At 68.0% G+C, this 14,859-nt stretch carries 15 protein-coding genes; 9 read left to right on the forward strand and 6 right to left on the reverse strand.

What is annotated here, in order from left to right; translation table 11 throughout:
* Positions 1-129: 129 nt before the first annotated feature.
* Positions 130-726 carry a hypothetical protein gene (locus tag ACYVGE_RS12550; RefSeq protein WP_460730354.1) on the forward strand — a complete coding sequence of 199 codons (597 nt, stop codon included), beginning with the start codon at positions 130-132 and terminating at the stop codon, positions 724-726.
* A gap of 59 nt (positions 727-785) precedes the next feature.
* On the opposite strand, the gene ACYVGE_RS12555 is transcribed toward ACYVGE_RS12550, so the two are convergent.
* The 4 genes from ACYVGE_RS12555 to ACYVGE_RS12570 all read right to left on the reverse strand — a co-directional run bounded on the left by ACYVGE_RS12555 (position 786) and on the right by ACYVGE_RS12570 (position 5,241).
* Positions 786-1,958 (reverse strand): ABC transporter permease, encoded by a 1,173-nt coding sequence (locus ACYVGE_RS12555; RefSeq protein ID WP_460730580.1) that lies wholly within the window; start codon positions 1,956-1,958, stop codon positions 786-788.
* A gap of 23 nt (positions 1,959-1,981) precedes the next feature.
* A complete protein-coding gene (locus ACYVGE_RS12560) occupies positions 1,982-2,728 on the reverse strand; it encodes an ABC transporter ATP-binding protein (RefSeq protein ID WP_460730356.1) in 747 nt (248 codons plus the stop codon).
* 43 nt (positions 2,729-2,771) lie between these two features.
* The gene (locus tag ACYVGE_RS12565) at positions 2,772-4,307 is read right to left on the reverse strand and encodes an alpha/beta fold hydrolase (protein WP_460730358.1); all 1,536 of its coding nucleotides are present in this window, start codon (positions 4,305-4,307) and stop codon (positions 2,772-2,774) included.
* Between the two features lie 166 nt (positions 4,308-4,473).
* Positions 4,474-5,241, reverse strand: coding sequence for a ferredoxin--NADP reductase (locus ACYVGE_RS12570; RefSeq protein WP_460730360.1), 768 nt, complete (start codon positions 5,239-5,241; stop codon positions 4,474-4,476).
* A 152-nt stretch (positions 5,242-5,393) separates the two neighbouring features.
* On the opposite strand from ACYVGE_RS12570, the gene ACYVGE_RS12575 reads away from it, so the two are divergent.
* The 5 genes from ACYVGE_RS12575 (at position 5,394) to ACYVGE_RS12595 (ending at position 9,128) form a co-directional block, all read left to right on the forward strand.
* Positions 5,394-6,389 carry an ABC transporter ATP-binding protein gene (locus ACYVGE_RS12575; RefSeq protein WP_460730363.1) on the forward strand — a complete coding sequence of 332 codons (996 nt, stop codon included), beginning with the start codon at positions 5,394-5,396 and terminating at the stop codon, positions 6,387-6,389.
* Positions 6,386-7,192 (forward strand): ABC transporter permease, encoded by an 807-nt coding sequence (locus tag ACYVGE_RS12580; RefSeq protein ID WP_457097107.1) that lies wholly within the window; start codon positions 6,386-6,388, stop codon positions 7,190-7,192. Before ACYVGE_RS12575 ends, ACYVGE_RS12580 begins: the two co-directional genes overlap by 4 nt.
* A gap of 163 nt (positions 7,193-7,355) precedes the next feature.
* Positions 7,356-8,219, forward strand: a complete 864-nt coding sequence (locus ACYVGE_RS12585) for a DUF2167 domain-containing protein (protein WP_460730581.1) — start codon at positions 7,356-7,358, stop codon at positions 8,217-8,219.
* Between the two features lie 163 nt (positions 8,220-8,382).
* Positions 8,383-8,676, forward strand: a complete 294-nt coding sequence (locus tag ACYVGE_RS12590; RefSeq protein WP_460730366.1) for a hypothetical protein — start codon at positions 8,383-8,385, stop codon at positions 8,674-8,676.
* A 107-nt stretch (positions 8,677-8,783) separates the two neighbouring features.
* A complete protein-coding gene (locus tag ACYVGE_RS12595; protein ID WP_460730368.1) occupies positions 8,784-9,128 on the forward strand; it encodes a hypothetical protein in 345 nt (114 codons plus the stop codon).
* 45 nt (positions 9,129-9,173) lie between these two features.
* Here ACYVGE_RS12595 and ACYVGE_RS12600 read toward each other — a convergent pair whose 3' ends face one another.
* Entirely contained in the window at positions 9,174-9,977 is an 804-nt protein-coding gene (locus ACYVGE_RS12600; protein WP_460730370.1) for a TatD family hydrolase, read from the reverse strand.
* 39 nt (positions 9,978-10,016) lie between these two features.
* Between ACYVGE_RS12600 and hrpB the strand changes: the two genes are divergently transcribed.
* Positions 10,017-12,554, forward strand: coding sequence for an ATP-dependent helicase HrpB (gene hrpB / locus ACYVGE_RS12605; protein WP_460730372.1), 2,538 nt, complete (start codon positions 10,017-10,019; stop codon positions 12,552-12,554).
* A gap of 30 nt (positions 12,555-12,584) precedes the next feature.
* A complete protein-coding gene (locus tag ACYVGE_RS12610) occupies positions 12,585-13,613 on the forward strand; it encodes a hypothetical protein (RefSeq protein ID WP_460730374.1) in 1,029 nt (342 codons plus the stop codon).
* 25 nt (positions 13,614-13,638) lie between these two features.
* Here ACYVGE_RS12610 and ACYVGE_RS12615 read toward each other — a convergent pair whose 3' ends face one another.
* A complete protein-coding gene (locus ACYVGE_RS12615; RefSeq protein WP_310054926.1) occupies positions 13,639-14,310 on the reverse strand; it encodes a Fe2+-dependent dioxygenase in 672 nt (223 codons plus the stop codon).
* A 130-nt stretch (positions 14,311-14,440) separates the two neighbouring features.
* Here ACYVGE_RS12615 and ACYVGE_RS12620 point away from each other — a divergent pair, with 130 nt between their 5' ends.
* Positions 14,441-14,830 (forward strand): hypothetical protein, encoded by a 390-nt coding sequence (locus tag ACYVGE_RS12620; RefSeq protein ID WP_460730376.1) that lies wholly within the window; start codon positions 14,441-14,443, stop codon positions 14,828-14,830.
* Positions 14,831-14,859: the final 29 nt, after the last annotated feature.

Below are 14,859 nucleotides of genomic sequence, written 5' to 3' on the forward strand. Positions count from 1 at the left end.
CGCATCTGCGCGAACGCCCGGCGCGCTGCGCCGGGCCGGGGAAGCGCCCTCACCAGTGAGCAATACGAAAAAGCCCGGCTTCCGCCGGGCTTTTTTGTCATCAGGCCCAACGCCAGGGAAAGGAGTGACATGACGGGTTTTCAGACTACCCATAGGAAGGTCATCGCGCTTGCCACGTTGCCGCTGGCGTGGGCGATGGCGGCCCATGCAGGCGAAGCCAACACAGCATCGTCTTCGCAGGAAGACATCGAACGGGAGATGTGCGAACACACCGTGTGCCAACGCAATCTCCATGTGGTGTTGAAGCAGAAGGACGGAAAAACCTACGCCCAGACGTTCGCTGTCTTCCCGGGCGTCGTCCAGGAGATGGGAATAACCGTGGTGGCAGGCCAGACCGTCTACGTGGAAGCGGACGTCGCCGGAGACCGCTTGGTCAAGCTGAAGGCGGTCGACGCCATTGCCCATCCGGACAAGACCATCACCGCGACGCTCACACAGGACCAGAACGGCGGAATGATGCTGTCACTCACCAACCCGTTCGCCAGGCCGCTCAAGTTCGACATGGGCATGATGCCGCTGGACGCCGATAGTCTGTTCAAGACGTCCAGCTGTCCCGTGGTCGCAGGAGGCGGCTCTTTCGAAATGTGGCCTTATCCGATCTTCCAACTGGTGCTGGCCAATGCGCGTCTGCTGGCCGCGGGTGCGCCCATGGCTTGCACCGAATAAGCGGCTCGAAAAAAAAGCCCGGCGCGATGCCGGGCTTTTTTGTTTGACCATCGCGACGCTCACCCCGAAATAGCCAACCGCTCCTGGTGATAACGCCGTACCGCCGCGAACCACAGCACCGCCGCCAGCCCGAAGCCGGCGGCTAGGTAGATGCCCCAGACCTGCATCGGGATGAACTCCGCGCGGATCACCTTCAGCAGCATCTGGTTCTGCGCGAGGAAGGGCACCGTGTACTGCCACGACTGCTCCTTCAGTGGATTCACCATCAGCATGATCGTCGGGACCATCGGCATCAGCATCAGCCACATCATGTGGCTCTGCGCTTCCTTCATGCTCTTCGCCGCCGCCGACAGGTAGGTGAGCAGCGAGGTGCCGATGAACAGCATCGGCAGCAGCACCAGCAGCATCTTGCCCATCGCCATGAAGCCGACATCGATCGTCTGCCCGGCATTGCTGGCGAACTGTGCGCTGAGCTTGAATGCCAGCAGCGTCAGCAGCAGCGAGGCGACGCCCATCGTGCATGCCGCGGCGATCTTGCCGCTGACGATCGAGCTGCGCGCCGAGGGCGTGGCCAGCAGCGGTTCCAGCGATTGCCGTTCGCGCTCGCCTGCGGTCGCGTCCATGATCAGGTAAGCGCCTCCAAGGAACGAGGTCAGGATCAGCAGGTACGGCAGCAGCGCGGCGGCAAACGCGCCGCGCTTGGCCTCGGCCGAGGCGAGATCGCGGTTGCCGATGCTCAGCGGCTTGGTGATGCCCGGGTCGATGCCGCGCGCGAGCAGGCGCAGGCTGCCCACCTGGCCGCTATAGGACTCGAGCGCGGAACGCAGGCGCGCCATCGGGATGTCGGCGGCCTTGCGCGTGCTGTCGGCGACGATCTCGATCTTGGCCGTGCCGCCATCGCGCCAGTGCGTGGCGTAGTCGGCATCGATGCTCAACGCGACGTCGACCGTCTGGTTCGAGATCGCCGCATCGAGATCGCGCGGCGGCGCGACCGCCTTGATCCCGCGCGTAGCGAGGAACGCCACGAGGTTGGGCGCACGCTCGGCGCCGATCACCGGAACTTCCAGCACCTTGTCCAGTTCGGTCTTGGTGCGGCTCTCGGCCATCTTGCCGACGCCGAGCATCAGCACCGGATACAGCAGCGGACCGAGCAGCAGCGCGAGCATCAGGGTGCGACGGTCGCGCGAGATGTCGCGCAGTTCCTTGCGCATGACCGCAACCATGGTGGTCATGAAGCCGGTCTTCTTCTGGGTCTTCATGCGTGCAGGCCCTCTTCCGAACCGATGGCCCTGACGAAGGCGTCTTCCAGGTTGCTCTCACCGAACTTCGCACGCAGCTCGTCGGCGCTGCCCGCGGCGACGACCTGGCCCTTGGCGATGATCACGATGCGGTCACACAGCGCCGCGACCTCCTGCATGATGTGGCTGGAGAAGATCACGCAGCGACCCTCCGCCTTGAGCTGTTGCAGGAACGCACGCATGGCGCGCGTGGTCATGACGTCGAGGCCGTTGGTCGGCTCGTCGAGGATCACGTTCTTCGGGTCGTGCACCAGGGCGCGCGCGATCGCGGTCTTGGTGCGCTGGCCTTGCGAGAAACCCTCGGTCTGGCGATCGAGGATGTCGCCCATGTCGAGCGCCTTCGACAACACCTGCGTGCGGCTGGCGATGTCCGCCTTCGACATGCCGTGCAGTTCGCCGAAGTAGGCGATGTTCTCGCGCGCGGTCAGGCGCTTGTAGACGCCGCGCGCGTCCGGCAATACGCCCAGTGCGCGGCGCACGGCTTCGGGTTCGCGCGCCGCGTCCATGCCGTCGACGCTGACGCTGCCGCGGTCGGGCGTCATCAGCGTGTAGAGCATGCGCAGCGTGGTGGTCTTGCCGGCGCCATTGGGGCCGAGCAGGCCGGTGATCTCGCCATCGCGCGCGGCGAAGCTGACACCATCCACGGCATTCACCACGCCGGTGCGCGTCTTGAAACTCTTGTGCAAATCGTTTGCGTTGATCATGTAGGCAATCCCTGGATGAGCAGGCCCGACAGGCGCAGGCCGCTCACGGCTCCCAGCCGTTGAAGGAAGTGAACGGCGGTACGTAGCTCAGGCTGTCGAGGCAGGTGGCATCGAGCGCCTTGGCATCGGTGGTCTCGAAGAAGCGACCGAGCAGCTTGGGCATGCAGCCCACGCCCATGCCGCCGTGGCCCTGGCCACGCAACACCAGATGGCGTCCGTGGCGGAGGTTCTTCACTACTTCTTCGCCGTACACCGGCGGCGTCACCGGATCGAGTTCGCCCGAGATCACCAGCACCGGCAGATCGGACTTGAAGGGCGCGGTGAAGTCGGCCGCCGCCTTCCCGCGCGGCCACTGCGGGCACGCGGCGAAGAACATGCGCGCCATGTCGGGACCGAGCACGGTGTCGGCATCGGCGGGATCAGGCTGGTAGCGCGGCGCGTCTTCGGCGCAGATCACCGACCACTGCATGCCGCGGTTGAGCTGGTCGCCGACCTGGCCGCTCCACACCTTGGCGATCGCCATCAGTGATTCGTAGCGGCCCTGTTCGGCCTCGCTCACCACCAGCGGCAGCAGCGAACTCAACTGCGGCACGTACGACACGCCATGCACCAGTCCGGTCAGCGTATCGGCGGTCAGCGTGTCCTGCTTGAGCGCGTTGCTGTCGGGATCGTGGTAGCTCACCTGTACCGGCGTCGCGGCGAGCCGTGCCTTCAGCGCATGCAGGCGTGCGATCAGATCGCCACCGCTGGCGCTGGCAAAGCGTGCCTTGCACGCCGGCAGCTTCGCGCACTGCGCATCCTGCTTGCGCAGTGCCTCGTCGAGGCGCTGGGCGAATTCGCCACCGACCACGAGCCGGTTGGGTGCGACGCCGTCGAGCACGACGCTGCGCGTGTGCTGCGGATAATGCATGGCGTACTGCTGGGCGACGCGCGTGCCGTAGGAACCGCCCATCACGTTGATTTTTTCCACGCCCAGCGCGGCGCGCACGGCGTCGAGATCGGCGATGGCTTCCCCGGTGGTGTAGAAGCGCGGATCCGCGCGGCCCTGCAACGACTTCAGGCATTGGCCGACATAGGCCGAAAGCGCGGCTGCGTCGGGCACCGCAGTGTCATCCAGCGGTAGCGGCGCACCCTTGGCATCGCGGCAGTCGAGCGGATTGGACTTGCCGGTGCCGCGCTGGTCGATCAGCACGATGTCGCGCTGCCTGCGCACCTCGTTCAGCGCCATGTCGATCGGGCTGGCATAGTCCGTCGCCGCCTGGCCGGGGCCGCCGGCGAGGAAGAACACCGGATCGGGCGTGCCGCCGCCCTTGTTGTCGGCGGGCAGCCACGCGATGTTGAGCGCGATCCTGCGGCCGCTGGGCTGCGCGGGATTTTCCGCGACCGGGAAGCTCGCGCACTGCGCTTCTACTGGCGGCAGGCCCTGCTCGCTGGTGAGCACGCATGGCCTGAAGGCGATGCGGCCGTACGGACGGGTGGACGCGTCGCCGGCGGCGCTGGCCGGTGGGGTGGGCTGGCAGCCAGCCAGCAGCGTGGCCGCCGCGAGCGCGGCGGGCAGAATCCTTGTTCGAAGTCGCATGGGTCCCTGTGGTGTGCGCTGGTACCGCGCGAGGATGACAGAGACCGGTGAAACTGAAAACGTGACGCATGGCAGGTTTGGCGCGCCGCGCGATCCGCAGCCCGCTTGCTAGCGACGTCGTTCTAGCAGGGGCCCGCCGCTTACTTGCTGCGGACGCACTTCTCGCTTACTTGCTGCTGACGTACTTCTCGCGGCGGATCTGCGGAACCGGCAGGCCATAGCCCTTGAGCGACTCGAAGCAGGCATCGACCATGTTCGGGTTGCCGCACAGGTAGGCGATGTCGTGCGCCGCATCCGGGGCGAATTCGGCGAGGAACTGCTGCACGTAGCCATGGCGCACGTCGCTGTGCGCGTGCGCCGAATCGGCCGCGGGCAGCTCGCGCGACAGGCAGGGCACGAAGCGGAAGTTGTTCGGATGCTTGTCGGCGAAGGCGCGGAACTCGTCGCCGTACAGCAGCTCGACCGGCGTGCGCGCACCGAACAGCAGCACTACCTGCACGCCGCGCTGGCGGATCTGCGTTTCCAGCTGCGGCAGCATCGCGCGGTAGGGGGTGACGCCGGTGCCGGTGCCGATCAGCAGATAGCGCTTGTTGCTGTCGGAGGGCATCAGGCAGAAACGACCGAACGGGCCGCTGGCGTCGACGGTCGCGCCTTCGTCCAGGCCCTCGAACAGCGCCGTCGCCGCGCCGCCGGTCACGTAGCTCACCGCGATCTCCACGCCTTCGCCCGGACCCAGCGCGTGGTCGTGGATGGTGGCCAGCGAATAGCTGCGCTTGGTCGCCGTGCCGTCGGCGTAGGCGAAGTGCACCTGGATGAACTGGCCGGGGATGAAATCCAACGGCTGGTCATCGCCGCGCACGAACGTGTAGTGGCCGACGGTGGGCGCCAGCATGCGGCGCGAGACGAGCTTGAGCGGGAAATGCTGGATGGCCACGGGCAGCTACTTGGGTAAGGGCAGGGTTCTGCCGGTCGAATGGAACACTGCGTGGCGAAAGGCCCCGCCACCGGGCCGCCTATACTACCGGGGATCGCCACGCCGCTCGCGGCGCCGGGCACGAGACAGGACCGCTTCCACGAATGCCCCCCATGACTGAATCCCTTGCGGCCACGGCCGCCCCCGCGCTGTCGGTCCGTGACCTGCGCAAGACCTACGACACCAAGGTCGAGGCCCTCAAGGGCGTCTCCCTCGACGTGCAGCCCGGCGACTTCTTCGCCCTGCTCGGCCCCAACGGCGCCGGCAAGTCGACGCTGATCGGCATCGTCAGCTCGCTGGTCAACCTCAGCAGCGGCTCGGTGTCGATCTTCGGCACCGACCTGCTGAAGCAGCGCGACGAGGCGATGCGCCTGATCGGCCTGGTGCCGCAGGAACTCAACTTCAACATGTTCGAGAAGCCGCTAGACATCCTGGTGAACTACGCCGGCTTCTTCGGCGTGCCGCGCGAGGTCGCGCTGGAGCGCGCCGAAGAGGAACTGCGCCGCGCCCATCTGTGGGAGAAGGCGGCGATGATGAGCCGCACGCTCTCGGGCGGCATGAAGCGGCGCCTGATGATCGCGCGCGCGATGATGACCCGGCCGCGCCTGCTGATCCTCGACGAACCCACCGCGGGCGTCGACATCGAGATCCGCCGCGGCATGTGGAAGACGCTGAAGGAAATCAACGCCGCCGGCACCACCATCATCCTCACCACGCATTATCTCGAGGAAGCCGAGAGCCTGTGCCGAAACCTGGCGATCATCGACAAGGGCCGCATCGTCGAACAGGGGCCGATGAAGGCACTGCTCGCCAAGCTCGACGTCGAGGGCTTCCTGTTCGACATCGACGGTACGCTGCCAGCGTCGCTGCCAGCGATCGCCGGCACCACCATGCATGCCACCGATGACCACACCCTCGACGTGGAGATGCCGCGCGCGATGGACCTCAACCGCGTATTCGCCGCGTTGAACGATGCCGGCATCCGCGTGCGCTCGATGCGCACCAAGAGCAACCGCCTGGAGGAACTGTTCGTGCGCCTGACCAGCGAGAACCTGGACAAGAGCCCGCCGGTCAACGGCGTGCAGGTGCAACCGGAGCAGTCCGCATGAACTCGACCGCCGACCAGCTCGCCGAAGCCACCACGACCCAGCGCAACTTCACCGCGTACGGCACCATCGTGCGCCGCGAGGTCACCCGCATCCTGCGCATCTGGGGCCAGACCCTGGTGCCGCCGGCGATCACCATGACCCTGTATTTCATGATCTTCGGCGGCCTGATCGGGCGCCAGGTCCAGGCAATGGACGGCATCCGCTACATGGACTTCATCGTCCCCGGCCTGGTGATGATGAGCGTGATCCAGAACAGCTACGGCAACATCTCCTCGAGCTTCTTCGGCGCCAAGTTCGGCCGCCACGTCGAGGAATTGCTGGTCAGCCCGATGCCGACCTGGGTCATCCTCGGCGGCTACGTTACCGGCGCGGTGCTGCGCGGGTTGATGGTCGGCGCGATCGTGCTGGCGATCTCGATGCTGTTCACCCGCGTGAGCATGCCGCATCCGTTCATCACCCTCGCCACGGTGCTGATGGGCGCGACCATCTTCTCGCTCGCCGGTTTCGTCAACGCGGTGTACGCGAAGAAGTTCGACGACATCGCGATCGTGCCGACTTTCATCCTCACGCCGCTGACCTACCTGGGCGGCGTGTTCTATTCGGTGAAGCTGCTGCCGGCCTGGGCCGAGGCCGCGACCCACCTCAATCCCGTGTTCTACATGGTCAATGCCTTCCGCTTTGGCCTGCTCGGCATCAGCGACGTATCGATGTGGACGGCGTTCGTGTTGATGCTGGCTTTCATCGTGGGATTGAGTGCGCTGGCGCTGTGGCTGCTCAAGCGCGGTGTCGGGCTGCGCAGCTGACCGTGCGCGTGGCGGCATTGCCGCCACGCCTCCCGTGCACGACAAACACGCCTTGCGGCCATGGCGCGTGATTGCGAGACTGGCGGCAAGGGCGTGGGGACGCCCAACTCCAGGGACACCAATGAAGCTGAAGTGGATGCTGCTCGGCCTGCTGGCCGTGGCCATGGGCGCGCAGGCGCAGGAATCGCAAACGAAACAGGAACAGGAAGCGCGCGCCATCGTTGCCGGCTTCCAATGGCGCGACGGCCAGGTCGCGGTCGACGAGGCCAAGGCGCGTTTCGATCTCGACCAGAATTTCCATTACCTCGGCGCCGCCGACGCGCGCAAGGTGCTCGAGCAGCTGTGGGGCAACCCGCCCGATGACAGCGTGCTCGGCATGATCGTGCCCAAGGGCCGTGGCGTACTCGACGACACCGGCTGGGCGGTGGTGGTGACGTACTCCGACGACGGTTACGTGTCCGACGAGGAAGCGGCGAAGATCGACTACGCCGAAATGCTGAAGGACCTCAAGGACGCGGACAAGGAAGAGAACGAAGCGCGCAAGGAAGCCGGCTATTCCGCGATCTCGCTGGTTGGTTGGGCCGAGCCGCCGCACTACGACGCCGCCAGCAAGAAGTTGTACTGGGCGAAGGAGCTGCAGGGCGAGGGGTCCGAACACCGCACCGTCAACTACGACATCCGCGTGCTCGGCCGCCGCGGCTACCTCAGCCTCAACGCCGTCGCGCGCATGGATGAACTGGCGGAAGTGAAGACGGGCATGCAGCAGCTGCTGCCGATGGTGGAGTTCGATGCCGGCTCCCGCTATGCCGACTACGACAAGTCGTCCGACAAGGTCGCCGCCTATGGCATCGCCGCGCTGATCGGCGGCGGCATCGCCGCGAAGGCGGGGCTGTTCGCCAAGCTGGGCGCACTGCTGCTGGGACTGAAGAAGCTGCTGATTCCGCTGGTGCTGGTGGTCAGTGCGTTCTTCAAGAAAGTCCTGGGCTTCTTCAGCCGCGACAAGCGCAGTGGCGGCGTCGTCAGCTGAGTCCGGTTGCCCGGTGATGGACCAACGGCCCGCCCTGCGCGGGCCGTTTTCATTTGCATGAATGCGTCGCGCGCAACCAACGCCGCGCCGACGCGGCCCACGGCGTAATCCGGGCGCGAAAATCCCGTATTCCCAATTGCACAGGCCGATTCGGGAGTGCGCAATGAAGACGACATCCATCCTCCTGCCGCTGCTGGTTCTCGCGGCCGCCGCCCAGACCGCTTTCGCCGAAGAGGCCAAACCCGCAGTCATCGAGATCGATTGCGCGCACATCAACCTGCCAAACCAGCAGGACTTCGCCCGCCTCGCCGCGATCGACAACTTCACCCTCGCCTACAACATGCGGTCCCGCACCATGGTCCGGGTCCAGCGTAGCTGCCAGGCCAATGGTGGAACGCTGCTGCTGGTGATCGAACCGACCGCGCCCACGCTCGATCGCCGCGTCGCGATCCGCTGAGGCACGTGCGCTGAGGGAGCGGCGTCAGGCGACAACCCATTCGTGCGTTACCGCCGTGCCGCTCGGCGGCCACGGCGTTCGTTCGGGAGAAGACAATGAACAGCGCAATGGCAATGCTTTCCCTGGTTCTGGCGCTACCGCTGGCGGCCGCTGCGGCACCACCGCAGGATCGTGCGCCATCGCAACCGCGTACGCTCGGGCCGGTCGAAACCACCCAGCCCCACGCGGTGGTGACGGTCGACTGTGCGAACGCGACGTGGCCGACCCTGCGCGAGGTCGCGCATTACAACGGCATCAGCGTGTTCGACCCTGTCGCGCATGTGCAGCACCGCATCGTCATCGCGGGTAGCCGCGCCTGTCGTCGCGGAGCCGACCAGGTGCAGGTGGTGTTCACCCGCCCGGATTCCGGAGTGGCGGTCGTGACGGCCATGCACGCACAGGGTGGCCGCTGACACAACGCTCCCGGCGGCGCTTCCGGACAGCGAGCTCGAGCCAGGCTACGCCGCCGGCGGGGCCGGCAGGCGGAAGAACGCGCGCGCAGTGGCTGTGGTATTCGCCGCGGTGACTTCGATGCTTTCGCCGCGGTCGCGCGCCAGCTCCTCGACGATGTGAGCGAGATAGAAGGGCTCGTTGCGCCGATGCGACGGCGCCGGCTTCACCGTGCGCGGCAGCAGGTACGGAGCATCGGTCTCGATCATCAGGCGGTCGGCGGGGATATGCGGCACCAGCTCGCGCAGGTGCTGGCCACGGCGCTCGTCGCACAGCCAGCCGGTGATGCCGATGTGCCAGTCCTGGTCGAGGTAGTCGAACAGCTCCGCGCGCGTGCCGGTGAAGCAATGCACCACCGCCGGGCCGAGGCGGCCCTCGAAGTTGCGCATCATCGCCATGAAATCGGCGTGCGCGTCGCGCTGGTGCAGGAACAGCGGCTTCTTTGTTTCCACGGCGATCTGCAGCTGCAGTTCGAACGCGCGCCGCTGCGACGGGCGCGGCGAGAAGTCGCGGAAATAGTCGAGCCCGCATTCGCCCACCGCCACCACCTCGGCATGCGCGTGCAGCGCGCGCATCTCCGCGTCGCATTCGGCGGTGTATTCGCTGGCGTGGTGCGGGTGCACGCCGGCGGTGGCGAACAGCTCGCCGGGATGGCGCTGGGCCAGCTTGAGCGCCTGCGGGGAATGCTCGCGGCTGGCGCCGGTGACCACCATCTGCACGATGCCGGCGTCGCGCGCACGCTGCAGCACCGCGTCGCGGTCGGGATCGAAGGAGTCGTGGGTGAGATTGGCGCCGATGTCGATCAGTTGCATCGGCGAAGTTTACCGGAGCGTGCCGATTAGACTGTGCGGGTGAACCGTGCCGCCTTCCCCATCGACGAACTGCTGCCGCGGATCCGCGAATCGCTGGCGGCGCATCCGCGCCTGGTGCTCGAGGCGCCGCCCGGCGCCGGCAAGACCACGCAGGTGCCGCCTGCGCTGCTGGACGCGCCGTGGCTCGCAGGCAGGAAGATCGTGATGCTCGAGCCGCGCCGGGTGGCGGCGCGCGCGGCCGCGCAGTTCATGGCGAAACAGCGCGGCGAGGACGTCGGCGGCACCGTCGGCTACCGCATCCGCTTCGAGAACCGGGTGTCGGCGGCGACGCGGATCGAGGTCGTCACCGAAGGCATCCTCACCCGCCTGATCCAGGATGATCCGACCCTGGATGGCATCGGCGCGCTGCTGTTCGATGAATTCCACGAACGCCATCTGTCCGCCGACCTGGGCCTCGCCCTCGCGCTCGACGTGCAGGCCGCGCTGCGCGAGGACCTGCGCATCGTGGTGATGTCGGCGACGCTGGACGGCGAGCGCCTGGCCGCTTTCCTCGATGCGCCGCGGCTGAGCAGCGCCGGGCGCAGCCATCCGGTGACGGTTGCGCACTTCGCCGCCCGGCGCGAGGAAAAGCTCGAACACCACGTCAGGCGCGCGATCGAACACGCGCTGGCCGCGCACCCTGGCGACGTGCTCGCGTTCCTGCCGGGGCAGCGCGAGATCGCGCGCACCGACGCCGCGCTCGCCGCCGGCGACACCGCGCGTCGTGCCGACGTGCTGCAGCTGCACGGCGAGTTGCCGGTCGAGCAGCAGTCGCGCGTGCTGCAGCCGGATCCCGACGGCCATCGCCGCGTCGTGCTCGCGACCAACGTCGCCGAATCCAGCGTCACCCTGCCGGGCGTGCGCGTGGTGATCGACAGCGGCCTCGCGCGCGAGCCGCGCTACGACCCCAACAGCGGCTTCGCTCGCCTGGATGTCGTCAACATCGCGCAGGCCTCCGCCGACCAGCGCGCCGGCCGCGCCGGCCGCGTCGCCGAGGGATTCGCGTACCGGCTATGGCCCGAATCGCAGCGCCTGGAGGCGCAACGCCGTGCCGAGATCGCCCACGTCGAACTGGCCGGCCTGGCGTTGGAACTCGCCGCGTGGGGCGATGCCGGGCTGCGCTTCGTCGACGCGCCACCCGCGGGCGCATTGGCGGCCGCGCGCGAACTGCTGCATCGCCTGGGTGCGCTCGATCGCGACGCGATCACGCCCCTGGGCCGGCGCATGCTCACGCTCGGCACGCATCCGCGCCTGGCCGCGATGCTGCTGGCGCCGACGGACACGAACGAACGCGCCCTGGCCTGCGATCTGGCAGCGTTGATCGAAGCGCGCGATCCCCTGCTGGCACGCAGCGGAGGCGGACGCAGCGATGCGCTGGCCGAACGTTGGCAGGCGCTCGCCGCGTTTCGCCACGGGCGCGTGACGGCCGATGCGTCGCGTTCGGCGCTGGCCGCGCTCGACCAGGCGGCGAAGCAGTGGCGCCGCCGCCTCCGTGTCGACGCCCCGCCGCGGGCGGACCTGCCCGCGCACGCGATCGGCGACGTGCTGCTGCACGCGTACCCCGATCGCATCGCCAGGCAACACCCGTCCGAACCCTACCGTTACCAGCTCGCCAATGGCCGCAGCGCCCGGCTGTACGACGACAGCATGCTGTACGGCGAGCCGTGGATCGTCATCAGCGAACTGCGCGACGAGGCCCGCGACGCGCGCGTGCTGCGCGCGGCGCCATTGGACGAGGCGCGGCTGCACCGCGATTTCCCGCAGCGTTTTACCCGCGAGGATCGCGTGGTCTGGGATGCGAGCCTGCGCGGGATAGCGGCCGTGCGCGAAACCCGTTTCGACCGCATCGTCCTCGAAAGCAAAGCGCTGGCGAAGCCGGACCCGTCGCGCTATGCCGACGCACTGGTCGATGCGGTGCGCCAGCTCGGCCTTACGGCATTGCCGTGGACCGAAGCATTGCAGCAATGGCGTGCGCGCGTGCGCTGCCTGCGGGCGTGGATGCCGGAACTCGCCGACTCGCTGCCCGACCTCTCCGACGCCGCGTTGCTGGCGACGCTCGATGCCTGGCTCAAACCGGCATTGAGCGGCAAGACCCGCCTCGACGCCCTCGACGAACAGGCCCTCGGTGAGGCGCTGAAGTCGGGTGTCGAGTGGGCGCTGCGGCAGAAGATCGATGCGCTCGCGCCGACGCGGATCGTCGTGCCCTCCGGTCTGGAACGGCACATCGGCTACGGCTTCGACGCCAGCGGCGCCGACGGCGAAGGCACGCCGGAAGCGCCGGTGCTCGCGGTGAAGCTGCAGGAACTGTTCGGGCTGGCGGATACGCCACGCATCGCCGAGGGTCGCGTGCCGCTGACGCTGCACCTGCTCTCGCCCGGCGGCAAGCCGCTACAGATCACCCGCGACCTGCGCAGCTTCTGGGACCGCACCTATCCGGAGGTGAAGAAGGAAATGAAGGGCCGCTATCCGCGGCATCCGTGGCCCGACGATCCATGGAGTGCGACGGCGACGCACCGCGCGAAGCCACGCGGGACGTGACTACATCGACCGCATGTCTACACTGCGCGCATGACGCCGCTCACCGACCCTGAATTCCTGCCGTTCAAGCTCGACCTCGTCGCGCGCCGCGTGCTGCTGGTACGACTGACGCCGGCGCAGCGGCATGACGCCGCTTTCCTCGACGAACGCGCGCTGCCAGCACGCGCCGATGGCGGCTGGGTGCCGCTCGACGCGCTGCTGACGCAGGCGCCCGCGCCCGCGCCCGCGGCCTGCGCCGATGCCATCTTCCACATCGGCCACTGCGGCTCGACCCTGCTCAGCCGCCTGCTCGAAAGCTGGCCGCAGGTGCAGGGCCTGCGCGAGCCCTTGCCGTTGCGGACCCTGGCCGAAGCCTGGCCGCGGTTGCACGCGCCCGAATCGCGGCTGTCGCCGGCCGAAGCGCCGCGCGTGCTGCACGCGTTGTGGGATGCCTGGTCGCGTCCGTTCGCTGGCCACGGCCGCAGCGTGGTCAAGGCCACCAGTGGCTGCAACGGCCTGATCGCGCCGTTGCTGGAGGCGCGGCCGCCAGCGCGCGCGGTGCTGCTCGACATGCCGTTGCGCCCCTATCTCGCCACGCTGCTGAAGTCGCCCGATTCGGTGCGCGATGCCGCCAGTGCGGCGGCCGAACGCTTGCACGAACTGCACTGGCGCGGCTTCGGCGACGGCGTGCTGCTGCATGCGCTGTCGCTGCCGCAGCAGTGCGCGATGGGCTGGCTGGCCGAACGCATCCGCTTCGATGCCATCACCCGCGCGCATCCACGGCGTGCGTTACGCGTCGACTTCGAACGCCTGCTCGCGCAGCCGGAAGCGGAGCTGCATGCCATTGCCGCGCACCTCGCCCTGGATCCGGCCGGCGTCGCCGACGCGCTGGCGTCACCTGCCTGGCATCGCTATGCCAAGGCGCAGGACCACGGTTACGGCCGCGATGATCGCGCCCACGACCTGGCGCTGTCGCTGCAACGCCATGCGGACGAAGTGCAGGAGGGCGCGGACTGGGTCGCGGACCACGCGCGGCGGCACCCGCAGCTGCAGGCGCTGCTCCAGGACATCGCCGTCTAGGACATCGCGTCTAGCGCGACGGCCCTCAGGTGTCGGCCCACATCCGGAACAGGTTGGTCTTCAGCGATTCCAGCAGCACCTGCAGGCGCGGATCGCCCGGGGCGGCGCCGCGCACCGCGATCGCGCGGGCTTCGTCGAGCTGCGACAGCAGTTCGCGCTGGCTCGCGTCCGCGATCCAGCTGTGCAGCCAGGTAATCGCGGCGATGCGCACGCCGCGCGTGACCGGCGCCACCTGGTGGATGGTCGTGGACGGATACAGGATCGCGTCGCCGGCATTGAGCTTGTAGGCCAGCTCCTGCGCGCCGAGCTGGATCATGAGTTCGCCGCCGTCGTATTCGGTCGGGTCGTTGAGGAAGATGGTGCACGACAAGTCGCTGCGCATGGGCGGCGTGGACGGAAACAGCGCCTCGTCCACGTGCCAGCCGTAAGTCATGCCCGGCTCGTAGCGCACCACCGTGGCGCGCGCCATCGTGCGCGGCATCGCGTGGATGCGCAGGTCGGGATGACGGGCCAATGCATCGCGCGCGAGTTGCGCGATGCGGGCGTTGACCGGGTCCTCCTGCGAGGCCTGCAGGTTGCGTTTCACTTGCGACGACTGGTTGGTGATGCGTCCGTCGCCGAATCCCACCTGGGGCAGCAGCTCGCGCACAGCCTGGAGTTCGCCGGCATTCAGTACTTGGGACAGGAGGCGGATCATGGCGGGCCGCGATGCAGGAGATTGCCGCCGATGATCGGCGCTGATCGCGCCTGCGGCAACCGCTCACGCCGATTCCACGAATCCACGCGGATACTGATGGTCTGTTTTCGAACGCGCCGCCGAGGGCACCATGAACAGGATTGAATCGATTTCCGAGCGTGCGCTGGAACTGGCGGGCTCCATGGGCGACAACGTCCGCCAGGTCCTGCCCAAGGCCGGTCATCTCCTGGAAGCGGGCGCGAAGCTGGGTGTGCTCAAGACCGGCGCGCGCGTGGCGGGCAAGTTCGCCCGCCGCAATCCGGTGCTGGTCGCGGCCGCGGTCGCGGGCGCAGGCGTGCTCTGGTTCGCGGCGCGCCAGCGCGCCAAGCGCGCGGAGCAGGGCAATAGCGAACGCGAGGCGATCGAAGGCAACGCGCGGCGCGTCGATGCGCGCCGCGGCAATGGCGCGAAACGCACGCGGCCGGCGAGCGCGGGTGGACGCGCATCGCGCGCCAGCACGGAGAGGTCGGCGGATACCTGAGCCGGCGGCGAAACGCGCGAAGCGATGAA

Source organism: Lysobacter rhizosphaerae, from assembly GCF_054779795.1.